Source organism: Micromonospora sp. CA-249363 (genome assembly GCF_050950185.1).
GTDB lineage: Bacteria > Actinomycetota > Actinomycetes > Mycobacteriales > Micromonosporaceae > Micromonospora.
In genome coordinates this window covers 4804062-4817796 of record NZ_CP192020.1, presented here as the reverse complement: position 1 = coordinate 4817796, position 13735 = coordinate 4804062, and the positions used below count along the sequence as shown (strand labels likewise).

The window sequence follows — 13735 nt, the reverse complement described above, 5'->3', positions numbered from 1 at the left end:
ATGACCGTGACCCATGTACAACTACTCTCGGTACCCGTCGCCGACCAGGATCGGGCCCGCGACTTCTACGTCGACGTTCGCGGGTTCGACCTGGTTCGGGACAACCCGATGGGCCCCGACGGCGGGCGCTGGGTGCAGGTGGCACCTCCGGGCGCCGCCACCGCCCTCACCCTGGTGAACTGGTTCCCGACCATGCCGGCCGGGTCGCTCAAGGGCCTGGTGCTGGAGACCGACGACTTGGACGCGGACGTCGTCCGCCTCCGGGAGCGGGGGGTCGACTTCGCCGACGGGGGCATCCGGTCCGCCCCCTGGGGTCGGTGCGCCACCTTCGACGACCCCGACGGCAACGGCATCGTCCTCCAGGCCACCCGTGTCTGAGCCGGACGTCTTCGCGGCGCTGGCCAACCCGACCCGTCGTGAGCTGTTGCGGCTGCTGCGCGACGGTGGGCAGCAGCCGGTGCAGCGGCTCGCCGACCAGTTCGACATGCGCCGGCCGAGCCTGTCCGAGCACCTCAAGGTGCTCAAGGAGGCCGGCCTGGTGATCGAGCGGCCGGTCGGCCGGCAGCGGCTGTACGCCCTGCGTCCGGAGCCGCTGCGGGAGGTCGCCGAGTGGCTCAGCCCGTATGAGGCGTACTGGCGTGGTCGCCTCGGTGCGCTGCGCGATGTTCTGGACGAGCTTGACGATGAGTGAGCGCGGCACCATCCGGGTGGACCAGTTCCTGCCCCACCCGCCGGCCAAGGTCTGGCGAGCACTGACCGATCCTGATCTCATTGCGCGCTGGCTCATGGAGACCGACTTCGTGCCGGTCGTGGGCCACCGGTTCACGTTCCGCACCGCCCCGCGCCCTGGGTTCGACGGCGTCGTGCACTGCGAGGTGCTGGACCTGGACCCGCAGCGCCTGCTGCGCTGGTCCTGGCGGGGTGGATCGCTGGACACGGTGGTGACCTGGACCCTCGCTGCCGAGAGCCGGGGCACCCGGCTCTTCCTCGAACACTCCGGCTTCGATCCGGACGACCCGCTCCAGCAGCGCACCTACGCCCTGCTCGACGGCGGTTGGCGCTCGCACGTCTGGCGCCGCCTCACCACGGTCCTCGACGTCCTCCAGCCCTAGCGCCTGATTGACCGGACTCCGCCTCGGCTCGACCGTCCTTGTGGAACAGGCTCTGGCCTCCCGCCGGGCTCTGCACGCCCATGATCGCGCCCGATCCTGGAAAGAGTCCCTTCCTCCCGGCGAGAGGCCACCACTTCCTGGATCGGGCGCGATCTTGCACCCTGGCAGGGGCGCGCGGTGGGGCAGCTAGGGGGCGGGGAAGAGGAGGGTGTGCAGGGCGGCCGGGTCGGTGACCTCGGGGAGGTTGCGCGCGGCGAGCCAGGCGGCTGCGGCCGCGCCGTCGCCGGCGGTACGCAATGACGCCGACGGCCAGCGCCGGCCGATCTCGGCGCGGACGGCCGTGGCGAGTGGAGTGTCCGCGATGAGTAGTCCGCCGCCGAGCACGACCGGCGTCGTGGACTCCGCCGGGCGGATGCGGGTGACGCTCTCGGCCAGGTGGGTGGCGGCCTCGGCGATCAGGGCGGTGGCGACGGGTTCTCCGTCGGTCGCGGCGGTGACGACGAGCGGCGCCAGCCGGGCGAGTTCGATCGGCGGTCGGCGGGTGACCGCCTGGATCGTGGCGTCCACGGTGTCGCGGGGGCGGGGGGCGACGTCGGCGCTGCCCACCAACTCGGTGAGCACGGCCGTGCCCAGCCGGCCCGGGGCGTGACCGGTGTCCAGGTCGGCGAGGAGTCGGCGGACCGCTTCGCGGCCGAGCCAGAAGCCCGATCCGGCGTCGCCGAGCAGCCAGCCGTGCCCGTCGGCGACGCGGTCGAGCCGCAGGTCGACGACCTGCGCGGTGATCGCGCCGGTGCCGGCGATGAGGATCGTCCCGTTCGGCTCGGCGGTGCCGGCGGCGTAGGCGACGAGGGCGTCGCCGTGCACGGCGTACGGGCAGCGGAGGCCGGCGTCGTGCCAGGCCCGGTCGAAGGCGGCCCGTCCGGCGGGGTCGGCGAGCAGCCGTGCGGCGCCGGCCAGCCCGATGGTGCCGGCGGCGACGCGTTTCGGGTCAACGTCGGCGAGCGCGGCGCGCAACGCGGTCGACACCTCGGCGGCGGCCCGTTCGGCGCCGTGGCTGGTGGGATTGCCGCCGCCGGCCTTACCGGTGCCGAGGCGTTCGCCGGCGAGGGTCAGGGCGGTCGCCCGGGTGGACGTACCCCCGACGTCGAGACCGACCACGACGGTGTCGGACATCGGCACGGGCCTCCTTGCGCTGCGCGGTCATGGGCCTGTTCATGCTGGTCGGCACGGCCGCGCAGGGCAACTCCGGGGGATCGGCGAGGGCTGTGCGCCAGGTAACAGTTTGAAAACTTCGCCCACAGTCTTGACACAGAGGGCCCTTCAGTAAGAACTTTTACCACTAACAGTTAACAGTCTTTTCGGAAAGGTGAGGCGTCCCATGGTTGATCACGAGGTGGACACTGCCGCGGGGACCGCGGTGGTCGACGCCCACGTGATCGACCGAAGGAGCGCGTCCTCCGACGGGGTGCTCGCCCGGGTGCGCAACGGGCTCGATGAGCTGACCGGCGCACTGCGCCGGGTCGCCGACCACGTGCTCAGCGACCCCGAGGCCGCGGCGCGCTCGACCATCGTGGAGCTGGCCGAGCGCAGCGGCACCTCGCCGGCCACCATCACCCGTTTCTGCCGGGCCATGGGCTTCGAAGGGTACGCCGACCTGCGCCTCGGCATCGCCGCGGAGACCGGCCGGGCCCGCTCGGCCGGCTGGACCGTCGACATCGGCCGCGAGATCCAGCCGAACGACCCCCTCGCCCGGGTCCTCGACCAGATCATGGCCGCCGACACCCGGGCCATGCACGACACCGCCGCGCTGCTCGATCTCGGCGAGGTGGAACGCGCGGCCGTGGCGATCGCCGGCGCGAGCCGGGTGAACATCTTCGGGGCCAGCGGCAGCGCGCTCGTCGGCGAGGAGATGCAGTTCAGCCTGCACCGCATCGGGGTGGCGGCCTGGGCCTGGAGCGACGTGCACGAGGGGCTGGCCAGCGCCGCGCTGCTCGGCGTCGGCGACGTCGCGCTCGGCATCTCGCACACCGGCCAGACCCGGGAGACCATCGAGATGCTGGCCGAGGCGGGCAGCCGGGGCGCCACGACCCTCGCCCTGACCGGCTTCCCCCGCTCGCCGTTGGCCGAGCTGGCCGACATCGTGCTGCTCACGGCCAGCCAGGCGACCACGTTCCGGCCGGACGCGCTCTCCGCCCGCCACCCGCAACTGGTGGTGCTCGACCTGCTCTACATCGCCGTCGCGCAGCGCACCCACGACCGCGCCCACGCGGCCTTCCGGCGTACCGCGCAGGCCGTCGACGGGCACAAGGCCGCGAAGGGAAGCCTCTCATGATCAGCGCTCAGGGGTACGCGGACGCCGTCCGCCCGGTGCTCGACCGCCTGCTCGACTCGGAGGCCGACGGGCTCACCCGGGCCGCCGACCTGATCACCGACAGCCTGCGCGCCGGTGGCGTGCTCCAGGCGTTCGGGGCCGGGCACTCCGAGGCGTTCGCCGCCGAGCTGGTCGCCCGTGCCGGCGGGCTCGTCCCCACGAACCGGCTCTCGGTACGCGACCTGGTGGTGCACGGCGACGCCCCGCGGGACGTGCTCGCCGACCCGAAGCTGGAACGTGATCCCTCCATCGCCCACCAGATCTACGCGCTCGCGGCGCCCCAGCCGCGCGACGTGTTCGTGGTGGCGTCCCAGTCCGGCATCAACGGCTCGGTGGTCGAGCTGGCGGCGCTGGTCACCGAGCGCGGTCACCCGTTGATCGCGGTCACCTCGGTCGAGCACACCGCGCGGGTGGCGCCACGGCACCCGTCCGGTCAACGGCTCGCCGACCTCGCCGACGTCGTGCTGGACAACGGCGCGCCGTACGGTGACGCACTGCTGCCGCTCGAGGGCGGCGGCGCGGTCTGTGCGGTCTCCTCGGTCACGACTGCGCTGCTGGCGCAGTTGCTGACCGCCGAGGTCGTACGACGGTTCCACCAGGCCGGAGAGGTGCCCCCTATCTACCTCTCCGCCAACGTCCCCGGCGGGGACGAGCACAACATCGCCCTCGAGTCGCGGTACGCCGGGCGTCTCCGGCGTACCGCCTGACCCGAATTCCACAAGGAGAGACGACGATGTCGATTACCCCCGAGCACCCGGCCGCGCTCGACCGTCGCACGGTGCTGCGTCGCGCCGCCGCCGTGGGCATGCTCGCCACCCCGGCCATCGGCCTGCTCAGCGCCTGCGCGACGAGCAGCGGTGACAGCGACAACGAGAAGGCCGCCGAAGGCACCAAGAGCGCGACCAACCCGTTGGGCGTCAAGGACGACGCTCCCATCGAGGTGATCATCTTCAACGGCGGTTACGGCGAGAAGTACGCGACCGACGTGCACGAGCCGCTGTACAAGAAGGCGTTCCCCAAGGCGGAGATCAAGCACCAGTCCACGCAGGCCGTCTCCACGGTGCTCCAGCCGCGGTTCGCGTCCGGCAACCCGCCGGAGTTCGTGAACAACTCGGGCGAGAAGCTGATCGACTTCGGCTCGCTGGTCGCCGACGGTCAGCTCCAGGACCTCACCGAGCTGTGGGACGCCCCGTCGGTCGACGACCCGGCCAAGAAGGTCCGCGACACCGTGGTGCCGGGCACCGTCGAGGCGGGCTCGTTCAACGGCAAGCCGTACGTCCTGTACTACGTCTCCACCGTCTTCGGCATCTGGTACTCGGCCAAGCTGTTCAAGGACAACGGCTGGGCGCCGGCGAAGACCTGGGACGACTTCATCAAGCTGCTCACCGCCATCAAGGCCAAGGGCATCACGCCGTACGGGTACGCGGGCGCGAACGCGGCCTACTACCAGTGGAACGTGATCCTCACCCAGGCCGCCAAGATCGGTGGCACGGACGTGCTGAAGAACATCGACAACCTGGAGGACGGCGCCTGGAAGCAGGACGCGGTCAAGCAGGCTGCCGCGGCGTGGGCCGAGGTCGGGGCGAAGTTCAGCGACAAGAGCTTCGAGGGTCTCAAGCACACCGACGTGCAGCTGCGGCAGAACCAGTACAAGGTCGCCCTGTACCCCAGCGGTGACTGGCTGGAGGGCGAGCAGAAGCAGGACACCCCGGCCGGCTTCGACTACCAGCTCATGCCGGTGCCGAGCCTCACCGCGTCGGACAAGCTGCCGGCCACCGCCCTGCGGGCCACCGCGGGCGAGGGCTACTTCGTCTCGGCCAAGAGCAAGAACCCCAGGGGCGGTCTGGAGTACATGCGCCAGATGCTGTCCGTGGCGGGCGCGAAGGGCTTCACCGAGGTCGTCAAGGCGCCGACCGTCGTCACCGCCGGTTCGGAGGGCTTCGCCTTCCCGCCCGGTGTGGCCAGCTCGCAGGCCGCGCTCAAGGCGGCCGGCCAGGACGTGTTCAACCTGTACTTCGACGGCTGGTACAAGGAGCTCGACACGGAGGCGCGCACCGCCACCAACGAGCTGATGTTCGGCCGGATCAACGCGGACGCCTTCGTGGAGCGGATCCAGAAGCGCGCCGACGCGATCAAGAAGGACAGCTCGGTCGCCAAGTTCAAGCGCTGATCGATCGGAGCTAGGGTCATGCGGCACGGCAAGTATCCCTTCGTGATCGGGTTCCTGTTCCCCCCGGTCGCGCTGTACGTGACATTCGTGATCTGGCCGTACATTCAGGCGTTCCAGATCTCGATGACCAACTGGCGGGGGCTCTCCGCCCCGCAGTGGGTGGGCTTCGACAACTACCGGAGGCTGCTCGACGACGGGGCCTTCTGGAAGGCGGTCCAGCACCACGGCGTACTGCTGCTTGCCCTGCCGCTGATCACGATCGCCATCGCGCTGTTCTTCGCCTTCCTGCTCAACGTGGGCGGCAAGAGCAGTGGCGGTCAACGCCAGGGGGTCTGGGGGGCGAAGTTCTACCGGGTGGTGTTCTTCTTCCCCCAGGTCCTGGCGGTGGCGATCATCGCGGTGCTGTTCCAGATGGTCTACCGGCCGAACGAGTCCGGGCTGATCAACGGCGTGCTGATGAAGTTCGGCCTGGAGCCGATCCTCTTCCTCATCAAGCCGAACCTCGCGCTCTGGTCGATCATCGCGGTGCTGGTCTGGCAGGCCGTCGGCTTCTACGTGGTGCTCTTCTCGGCCGGGATGGCCTCCATCCCGGGCGAGATCTACGAGGCCGCGGAGATGGACGGGGCGACCAGGGTGACGCTGTTCTTCCGGGTCACCCTGCCGCTGCTCTGGGACACCCTCCAGGTCGCGTGGGTGTATCTGGGCATCGCCGCCTTCGACGCGTTCGCCATCGTGGCCGTGCTCTCGGTGGACGGCGGCGGCCCGGACGGCGCCACCACCGTTCTCGCCATGGAGATCTACCGCAACGCGTTCGTCTACTCGAAGTACGGCTACGCCTCCGCCATGGGCGTGGCGCTGTTCTTCCTCACCCTCACGTTCGCGGCGCTGACGCTGCGGCTCACCAAGCGGGAAAGCGTGGAGTACTGATGAACCCGCAGTCGACGCTGCCGCCGACGCCGGCGGCGCTACCGCCGAAGACCGGCGATCCGTCCGCGACGGACGGTCGGCGTGACAAGGGCCCCCGCAAGGAGGTACGGCTCTTCGCCGGCCTCGGGCATGTCGCGCTCGCCGTGTGGGCGGTGATCGTGATCATCCCGATCCTGTGGACGTTCCTCGCCGCGTTCAAGAACACCAGCGAGATCTTCAGCAGTCCGTGGACGCTCCCGGCGGAGCTGCGCTGGGAGAACTTCGGCCGGGCGTGGACCAAGGCGAACGTCGGCCGCTATTTCCTGAACAGCGTGTTCGTGGTCTCGTGCAGCACCTTCGGCACCATGCTGCTCGGCTCGATGGCCGCGTACGTGCTGGCGCGGTACAAGTTCTGGGGCAACCGCGCGATCTACTACCTGTTCGTCTCGGGGCTGGCCTTCCCGGTCTTCCTCGCCCTGGTGCCGCTGTTCTTCACGGTGAAGAACATCGGCCTGCTGGACACCTACACGGGCGTCATCCTGGTCTACATCGCGTACTCGTTGCCGTTCACGGTGTTCTTCCTGGCCGCGTTCTTCAAGACGCTGCCGTCCTCGGTCGCCGAGGCCGGAATGATCGACGGCGCTGGGCACACCCGGCTGTTCTTCCAGGTCATGATGCCGATGGCGAAGCCGGGCCTGATCAGCGTGGCGATCTTCAACATCATCGGGCAGTGGGCGCAGTACCAGCTTCCGCTGGTGCTGCTCTCCAACGCCAAGCAGAAGTGGGTCCTCACCCAGGGCATCGCCGACATCTCGGTCAACGCCGGCTACGAGGCCGACTGGTCCGGGTTGTTCGCCGCGCTGACCATCGCCATCCTCCCGATGATCATCGTGTACGCGGTCTTCCAACGTCAGATCCAGGCCGGCCTCACCTCCGGCGCCGTCAAGTAGGGACGGTCACCGCGCGTCGGCGCGGGCGTGCCACGAGCGCCAGAGCGCCGCGTACGCCCCGCCGGCCGCGACGAGCTCGTCGTGGCTGCCGATCTCGGTGATCCGACCGTCCGCCAGGACGGCCACCCGGTCGGCGTCGTGCGCGGTGTTCAGCCGGTGCGCGATGGCGATGACCGTCCGTCCGACGAGCACCGCCGCGAGGGCCCGCTCGGTCCGCCGGGCGGTGCTCGGGTCGAGAGCGGCGGTCGCCTCGTCCAGGATCAGCGTGTGCGGGTCGGCGAGCACCAACCGGGCCAGCGCCAGCTGCTGGGCCTCGGCCGCGCCGAGCTGTCGCGCGCCGTCGCCGAGCGCCGTGTCCAGATCGTCGGGCAGCGCGTCGAACCAGTCCGCGCCCACCGTGGCGAGCGCGGCGCGCATCTGCTCGTCGGTGGCGTCCGGGGCGGCGAACGCCAGGTTGTCGCGGACCGAGCCGATGAAGACGTGGTGCTCCTGGGTGACCAGGGCGATCCGCCGTCGCCGTTCGGCCGGGTCCAGGTCGGTGACCGGGCAACCGCCGATGCTGACGACGCCCTGCCGGGGCGCGTCGATCCCGGCGAGCAGCCGGGCCAGCGTCGACTTGCCCGCGCCCGACGGGCCGACGATCGCCAGCCGTTCCCCGGGCCGCACCTCCAGGTCGATGCCGTGCAGCACGTCGTGGCCGTCGGCGTACGAGAACCGCGCCCCACGGACGATGAGCCGCTCGCCCCGCGAGGTGGCTGTCACGCCGGGCGATTCCGGCGGGACCAGCCCCACCCCGAGCACGCGGGCGTACGACGCGAAGCCGCGCTGCGCCTGCTCGGTCCACTGCAACAGCCGGTCCATCGGATCGATGGCCTGTTGCAGGTAGAGCGCGGCGGCGACCACCGACCCGAGGGACACCAGGTCGGCGGAGAGCAGGTAGCCGCCGACCAGCAGGACCAGGGCGATCGGCAGGGGATAGCTGGCCTCGACGGTGGAGAAGAACACCGTACGCAGGGCGAGCGTGGCCCGTCGGGCCTGCCACACCCGGGCGACGCGGGCGGTGCCGTACCGGACGCGGTCGTCGGCCAGCCGTAGCGCCTCGACCGTGCGGGCGCCCTCGGCGGTCGTGGTCAACGCCTCGGTCAGCTCGGCCGCCTCCGCGCCCTCGGTGAGGTACGCGGAGCTGGCCCGTCGCAGGTACCACCGGGTCGCGGCGACGATCGACGGCAGCCCGGCCAGCGCCGCGAGCCCGAGCAGGGGGTGCAGCACGAACACCGCGCCGAACAGCAACGTCAACTGCACCGAGGCGATGACGATGGTGGGCGCCACGTCCCGGACCGTGGTGCCGACGGTCGCCACGTCGACGGAGCTGCGGGTCGCCAGATCCCCGGCGCCGGCCCGCTCCACGACCGACACGGGCAGGGCGAGCGTCCGGTCGACGAACTGTTCGCGCAGCTCGGCGACGGCGCGTTCGCCGAAGCGGTGACCGGCGTACTGGGCGTAGCGGGCGAGCAGCGCGCTCACCACGACGCAGCCGGCGATGGCCAGGGCCAGCCGGTCCACGGTCGCCACGGTCGCGCCCGCCGTGACCCGGTCGACGATGGTGCCCAGCAGCCAGGGCGGGGCCAGCCCGGCCAGCGCGGCGGCGCTGTGCAGCGCCAGTACGACGCCGACCGCCCGGCGATGTCTGCTGATCATGTCCCGCAGGGCGCGGCGTACGGTGGCGCGGTCCGCGACCGGCAGCCGGCTCACCGGTGCGCCTCCTCGGCGTCGGCGAGCGGCTCGTCGTCGCTGCCCCGGGCCACCAGGTCCCGGTAACCGGGGACGTATTCGAGCAGGCCGTCGTGGGTGCCGGTGGCGGTGATCCGGCCCGCGCTCAGGTGCGCGACCTCGTCGGCACGGCCGAGCAGCAGCGGCGACGTGGCGAGCACCAGGGTGGTCCTTCCCGCCCGCGCCGCGTGCAGCCGTTCGGCGATTCGGGCCTCGGTGTGCGCGTCCACGGCGGAGGTGGGGTCGACGAGGATCAGCACCTCCGGCTCGGCGAGCAGCGCCCGGGCCAGGCGTACCCGTTGGCGTTGACCGCCGGACAGTGTCCGGGCCCGGGCGTCGAGCGGGGTGTCCAGCCCGGCCGGCAGGGCGTCGACGATGTCGTCGGCCGACGCGGTCCGCAGGGCGGCGCGGGCCTCGTCGTCGTCGGCCCGTGTACTCAGCACGTCGCGCAGCGTGCCGGCGAAGAGGTACGAGTCGTGGTCGGCGACCAGGATCCGGGCCCGGACCTCGTCCAGGGCGACCGCGGTCAGCGGTACTCCGCCCCAGGTGACGTCGCTGACGACGTACCGGCCGAGCCGGTCGGCCAGCGCCACGGCGTCCGCCGGGTCGTCGGCGGCCACCGCGGTCAGCCGGCCGGCCCGTACGGTCAGCCCGGTCGACGGGTCGCGCAGGTCGGCGGGCCCGGTCGGCGCGGGCCCGGCGTGCGGGTCGCGAGCACCGGGGACAGCGGCCGGCCACCGGCGGCCCGGCCCACCGACGTCGTCCGGAGCGAGTCGGAGCAGATCGACGATCCGTCGGGCGGCGACCCGACCACGGATGAGCTGGTGACTGCCCTCCAACAGGAACCAGACCGGCACGACCAGCGTCGCCACGTAGCCGTAGACGGCGACGAGTTCGCCGACCGTGACGTCGCCGGTCACCGCCATCCGCGCGGTCAGCCACACCACCGCCGCGAGGAACAGGCCGGGGATGGCGACGGTCGCCGCGTCGATCCAACTGATCACCGCGCCGACGCGGTAGCCCTCGGCGCGCAGGTCCTGCGACCGGCTCGCGTACCGGCGGGCGAAGAGGTCCCGACCACCCACCCCGGCGAGCACCCGGAGCCCGGCCACGATGTCGCCGGACCGGGCGGTCAGCGCGCCCTGCTGCCGACGGTAGACCGACTCCGCCCCTTCGAGCCGACGCAGCAGCGGCCCGACGACGAGCGCGACCGCCGGCATGCCCACCAGCACGCAGAGCGCGAGCAGCGGGGAGATCGACCAGAGCACCACGGCGATGACGCCGTACGCGACGACCGCCCCGACCCCGGGCCCGGTCAGCGTCAGCACCTGAGCCGTCCACTCGATGTCGGACCCGCCGACGGTGGCCACCTCACCGGCGGCCGAGCGGCGTGGCAGCGCCGCGCCGACCCGGGACAGGTGACGCAGCAGCACCTCGGCGGAGCGGGCCTTGGCGTCCTCCCGGATGAAGGTCATCGTGCGGTGCCGCATGATCCCCAGGTAGGACAACCCCACTCCCGCCACGACGATCGCCGCGACCCACAGGACCAGGGCGCGGGCGTCGCGGTCGCGCAGGCCGTCGTCGACGGCGCGGGCGATCAGGTAGGGCCGGACCGACAGCCCGACCATCCAGGCGGTGCCGATCAGGCTGCCGCGCAGCACCCGTCCGGGCTGGCGACGGACCAGCCACCACAGGTACCGCATCGGACCGCGGGTGTCGGGGGTGCCGGGGTCGGGGTGCGGGATCTGGACGGGCACCTGACCACGCTACCGAGCGCCGCGCCGACCCACCGACCGGTTTTCCTGTCGGACGGGGAAGGCAGAATCACATTCGTGCTGGTGGCGGTGGTGGCGGATGAGCAGGGCGGGGGAGAGCTGCGCTCACTCGACGCGACCGGCCGCCCTGCCGGCCCGACCGAGACCGTCACCGACCTCGCGTCCGCGGTGGTCGCCCGGGAGGCGGCCGAGCGACCGCGCTGGGTCTGGGCGAGCGCGGGCACGATCTACCCGGCGTTGTTGCGGGCGGGGGCGCGGGTCGAGCGGTGCCACGACGTGGAGTTGACCGAGGCGTTGCTGCTCGGGCACGCCGGCCGGTGGGGCGAGCCCCGCGCGCTGGCCGCCGCCTGGGCCCGCCTGAGCGGCGGGCCGGTGCCGGCCGACCCACCGCCGCGCGTCGCCGCGCCGCCCGGCCACGGCCAGGGCGCGCTCTTCGACACGCTGCCGGGTCCGCCGGGGCCGGGCATCGAGGCACTGACCCAGGTGTACGCCGACCAGCTCGCCCGGACCTTGAGGACCGAGCACCCCGGCCGGTTCCGGTTGCTGGTGGCCGCCGAGTCGGCTGGCGCCCTGATCGCTGCGGAGATGGGCGCCGCCGGGCTGCCCTGGCGTGCCGACGTGCACGACGAGATCCTCGCCGAGCTGCTGGGGGAGCCGTCTCCGGTCGGCGGGCCACCGCGCCGGTTGGCCGAGCTGGCGGCCCGGATCGCCGACGCGTTCGGCGTCCGGCGGCTGCACGCCGACTCCCCGGCCGAGTTGCTCAAGGCGTTCGCCCGGGCCGGCATCGAGCTGCCCAACACCCGGGCCTGGGTGTTGCGCGGCGTCGACCATCCGGCGGTGCCACTGGTGCTCGAATACAAGGAGCTGTACCGGATCTGGACGGCGCACGGCTGGTCCTGGCGTGAGCAGTGGGTGCGCGACGGGCGCTTCCAGCCGGAGTACGTGCCGGGCGGGGTGGTCTCCGGCCGCTGGGCGACCCGTGGCGGTGGCGCGTTGCAGATTCCGAAGGTGATCCGTCGGGCGGTGGTGGCCGACCCGGGCTGGCGGCTGGTGGTGGCCGACGCCGGCCAGTTGGAGCCCCGCGTTCTGGCGGCCGTCTCCGGGGACGCGCGACTGGCGGCGGCGGGTGGCGCCGGCGACCTCTACGCCGCGCTGGCCCGGGAGTCGTTCGGCGGTGACCGCCCCCGGGCCAAGGTGGCGCTGCTGGGAGCCATGTACGGGCAGACCGGCGGAGCGGCGGTGCCCGCGCTGGCGGTGCTGAGGCACAGCTACCCGACGGCGTTCGGCTACGTGGAGGCGGCGGCGCGTACCGGCGAGGCGGGCGGCCTGGTGCGGTCCTGGTTGGGACGGACGTGCCCGCCGGGCGGCGTCGGGTTCGCCGACCCGGACGAGGGGCCGATCGACCCGGACGCCGCCGCCGACCGGCAGAGCCCGCGCGCGCGTGCCGCGCGGTCCCGGGGGCGCTTCACCCGTAACTTCGTCATCCAGGCCACCGCCGCCGAGTGGGCCTCCACGCTGCTGGCCACCCTGCGCGCCGAGTTGGCCGGCACCGACGCCGAGCTGGTCTTCTTCCAGCACGACGAGGTGATGGCGCACTGCCCCGCCGAGCAGGCCGAAGAGGTGGCGGCGGCGGTGAGCCGGGCGGGCGAGCGGGCCACCCAACTGCTGTTCGGTGACACCCCGGTGCGTTTCCCGCTCGACCTGTCCATAGTCGACTGCTACGCCGACGCCACCTGACCGGCTCGGTCGGGGTGAGCGGCCCGGCCGGCTCGGCGAGGTCCCGGCCGGCCCGGCGAGGTCCCGGCCGGCCCGGTCGAGCCGTCACGCCCGATGATCGACTCCACATCGGCGACCTGGGGGTATCCCGCGACCCGGATGCCACCACATCCGCGATCTGGGGTCGATCACCGGTCCATTGCGTAACGGTTGCACTATTTTCCCTTTTCGCCCCGCCACCCGTGTGCGGCACTCCTCGTTGCAGTGTCCGTAGGAGGGGCCGGCCGGTCACGGTCGGTCCCGTGCTTGAGGGGGCGCAGCTGAACCGGATCGCAGGAATGATCATCGCCGCAGGTGGGGGGCGCCGTATCGGCGGGCCCGAGGCGCTGCTGCACCAGGGCGAGAAGCCCCTGGTCAACCAGATGATCGACACGATGACCGAGGCGGGCTGCGAGCAGATCGTGGTCGTGCTGGGGGCCGCCGCCGATCAGGTCCGGGAGACCGCTGACCTGGGTACGGCCATTGTCGTGGTCAACAAGGCGTGGGGCACCGGAGTCGGTTCGTCCATCCGCGCCGGGCTGGCCGCGATGGACGACGCGGGGATCGAGGCGGTGGTGGTGGTGCCGGTCGACATGCCGGGGCTCACCTCCGCGGCGGTACGCCGGGTGGCCGCGCTGCCGTACCCGGATGTGTTGGTCTGCGCCACCTACGACGGGCTGCGCGGCTACCCCATGGTGTTCGGCCGCCGGCACTGGCCCGGCATCGCCACTCTGGCCAGCGCCGACGTGGGCGCGCGGCCGTACCTGCTGGCGCACAAGGACCAGATCGTCGACATCGCCTGCGACTCGGTGGCCGACGGCAGCCGCGTCGACACCCCGGAGCTGATGGAGCTCTACGGCCTGACGGTTCCACCTCAGCGCGTCGAGGTCTGAGCGCTGGACCGCGCCGCCCCGGACCGCGCCGAT

Annotated in this window: 13 protein-coding genes; 10 read left to right on the top strand and 3 right to left on the bottom strand. The window is 72.3% G+C overall.

The features are described 5' to 3' along the window. The 3 genes from ACQPZK_RS21290 to ACQPZK_RS21280 are packed head-to-tail and all read left to right on the top strand — an operon-like array spanning position 1 to position 1112. Positions 1-378 carry a VOC family protein gene (locus tag ACQPZK_RS21290; RefSeq protein ID WP_433534693.1) on the top strand — a complete coding sequence of 126 codons (378 nt, stop codon included), beginning with the start codon at positions 1-3 and terminating at the stop codon, positions 376-378. Then, complete coding sequence (locus ACQPZK_RS21285; RefSeq protein WP_433534692.1) at positions 371-691, top strand: ArsR/SmtB family transcription factor; 321 nt, start codon at positions 371-373, stop codon at positions 689-691. The genes ACQPZK_RS21290 and ACQPZK_RS21285 overlap by 8 nt, the downstream gene beginning before the upstream one ends. Beyond that, complete coding sequence (locus ACQPZK_RS21280; protein ID WP_433534691.1) at positions 684-1112, top strand: SRPBCC family protein; 429 nt, start codon at positions 684-686, stop codon at positions 1110-1112. Before ACQPZK_RS21285 ends, ACQPZK_RS21280 begins: the two co-directional genes overlap by 8 nt. A gap of 186 nt (positions 1113-1298) precedes the next feature. On the opposite strand, the gene ACQPZK_RS21275 is transcribed toward ACQPZK_RS21280, so the two are convergent. Then, complete coding sequence (locus ACQPZK_RS21275) at positions 1299-2285, bottom strand: N-acetylglucosamine kinase (RefSeq protein ID WP_433534690.1); 987 nt, start codon at positions 2283-2285, stop codon at positions 1299-1301. Positions 2286-2490: 205 nt separating this feature from the next. On the opposite strand from ACQPZK_RS21275, the gene ACQPZK_RS21270 reads away from it, so the two are divergent. Genes ACQPZK_RS21270 through ACQPZK_RS21250 form a run of 5 tightly spaced genes read left to right on the top strand, consistent with a single transcriptional unit; the run spans position 2491 to position 7509 of the window. Beyond that, a complete protein-coding gene (locus ACQPZK_RS21270) occupies positions 2491-3444 on the top strand; it encodes a MurR/RpiR family transcriptional regulator (protein WP_433534689.1) in 954 nt (317 codons plus the stop codon). After that, on the top strand, positions 3441-4190 hold the full coding sequence (locus tag ACQPZK_RS21265) for a sugar isomerase domain-containing protein (protein ID WP_422735821.1): 750 nt from the start codon (positions 3441-3443) through the stop codon (positions 4188-4190). Before ACQPZK_RS21270 ends, ACQPZK_RS21265 begins: the two co-directional genes overlap by 4 nt. Positions 4191-4216: 26 nt before the next feature. Then, a complete protein-coding gene (gene ngcE, locus ACQPZK_RS21260) occupies positions 4217-5653 on the top strand; it encodes an N-acetylglucosamine/diacetylchitobiose ABC transporter substrate-binding protein (RefSeq protein ID WP_433534688.1) in 1437 nt (478 codons plus the stop codon). An 18-nt stretch (positions 5654-5671) separates the two neighbouring features. Further along, on the top strand, positions 5672-6580 hold the full coding sequence (locus ACQPZK_RS21255; protein WP_433534687.1) for a carbohydrate ABC transporter permease: 909 nt from the start codon (positions 5672-5674) through the stop codon (positions 6578-6580). After that, positions 6580-7509, top strand: a complete 930-nt coding sequence (locus ACQPZK_RS21250; protein ID WP_433534686.1) for a carbohydrate ABC transporter permease — start codon at positions 6580-6582, stop codon at positions 7507-7509. Before ACQPZK_RS21255 ends, ACQPZK_RS21250 begins: the two co-directional genes overlap by 1 nt. Positions 7510-7515: 6 nt before the next feature. Here ACQPZK_RS21250 and ACQPZK_RS21245 read toward each other — a convergent pair whose 3' ends face one another. Together ACQPZK_RS21245 and ACQPZK_RS21240 are read right to left on the bottom strand one after the other, a co-directional pair. After that, positions 7516-9207, bottom strand: a complete 1692-nt coding sequence (locus ACQPZK_RS21245; RefSeq protein ID WP_433539263.1) for an ABC transporter ATP-binding protein — start codon at positions 9205-9207, stop codon at positions 7516-7518. A gap of 50 nt (positions 9208-9257) precedes the next feature. Further along, positions 9258-10982 (bottom strand): ABC transporter ATP-binding protein, encoded by a 1725-nt coding sequence (locus tag ACQPZK_RS21240; RefSeq protein WP_433539262.1) that lies wholly within the window; start codon positions 10980-10982, stop codon positions 9258-9260. Positions 10983-11111: 129 nt separating this feature from the next. Between ACQPZK_RS21240 and ACQPZK_RS21235 the strand changes: the two genes are divergently transcribed. Beyond that, positions 11112-12791 carry a bifunctional 3'-5' exonuclease/DNA polymerase gene (locus tag ACQPZK_RS21235; RefSeq protein WP_433534685.1) on the top strand — a complete coding sequence of 560 codons (1680 nt, stop codon included), beginning with the start codon at positions 11112-11114 and terminating at the stop codon, positions 12789-12791. A gap of 317 nt (positions 12792-13108) precedes the next feature. Further along, positions 13109-13702 (top strand): nucleotidyltransferase family protein, encoded by a 594-nt coding sequence (locus ACQPZK_RS21230; protein ID WP_433539261.1) that lies wholly within the window; start codon positions 13109-13111, stop codon positions 13700-13702. Positions 13703-13735 lie beyond the last annotated feature (33 nt).

Bases quoted from the DNA above. Each gene is read 5' to 3' on its own strand.
- ACQPZK_RS21290 (WP_433534693.1), top strand. From the start codon at position 1: ATGACCGTGACCCATGTACAACTACTCTCGGTACCCGTCGCCGACCAG.
- ACQPZK_RS21280 (WP_433534691.1), top strand. From the start codon at position 684: ATGAGTGAGCGCGGCACCATCCGGGTGGACCAGTTCCTGCCCCACCCG.
- ACQPZK_RS21250 (WP_433534686.1), top strand. From the start codon at position 6,580: ATGAACCCGCAGTCGACGCTGCCGCCGACGCCGGCGGCGCTACCGCCG.
- ACQPZK_RS21230 (WP_433539261.1), top strand. From the start codon at position 13,109: ATGATCATCGCCGCAGGTGGGGGGCGCCGTATCGGCGGGCCCGAGGCG.
- ACQPZK_RS21245 (WP_433539263.1), bottom strand. From the start codon at position 9,207: ATGATCAGCAGACATCGCCGGGCGGTCGGCGTCGTACTGGCGCTGCAC.
- ngcE (WP_433534688.1), top strand. From the start codon at position 4,217: ATGTCGATTACCCCCGAGCACCCGGCCGCGCTCGACCGTCGCACGGTG.
- ACQPZK_RS21275 (WP_433534690.1), bottom strand. From the start codon at position 2,285: ATGTCCGACACCGTCGTGGTCGGTCTCGACGTCGGGGGTACGTCCACC.
- ACQPZK_RS21255 (WP_433534687.1), top strand. From the start codon at position 5,672: ATGCGGCACGGCAAGTATCCCTTCGTGATCGGGTTCCTGTTCCCCCCG.
- ACQPZK_RS21240 (WP_433539262.1), bottom strand. From the start codon at position 10,982: ATGCGGTACCTGTGGTGGCTGGTCCGTCGCCAGCCCGGACGGGTGCTG.
- ACQPZK_RS21265 (WP_422735821.1), top strand. From the start codon at position 3,441: ATGATCAGCGCTCAGGGGTACGCGGACGCCGTCCGCCCGGTGCTCGAC.
- ACQPZK_RS21270 (WP_433534689.1), top strand. From the start codon at position 2,491: ATGGTTGATCACGAGGTGGACACTGCCGCGGGGACCGCGGTGGTCGAC.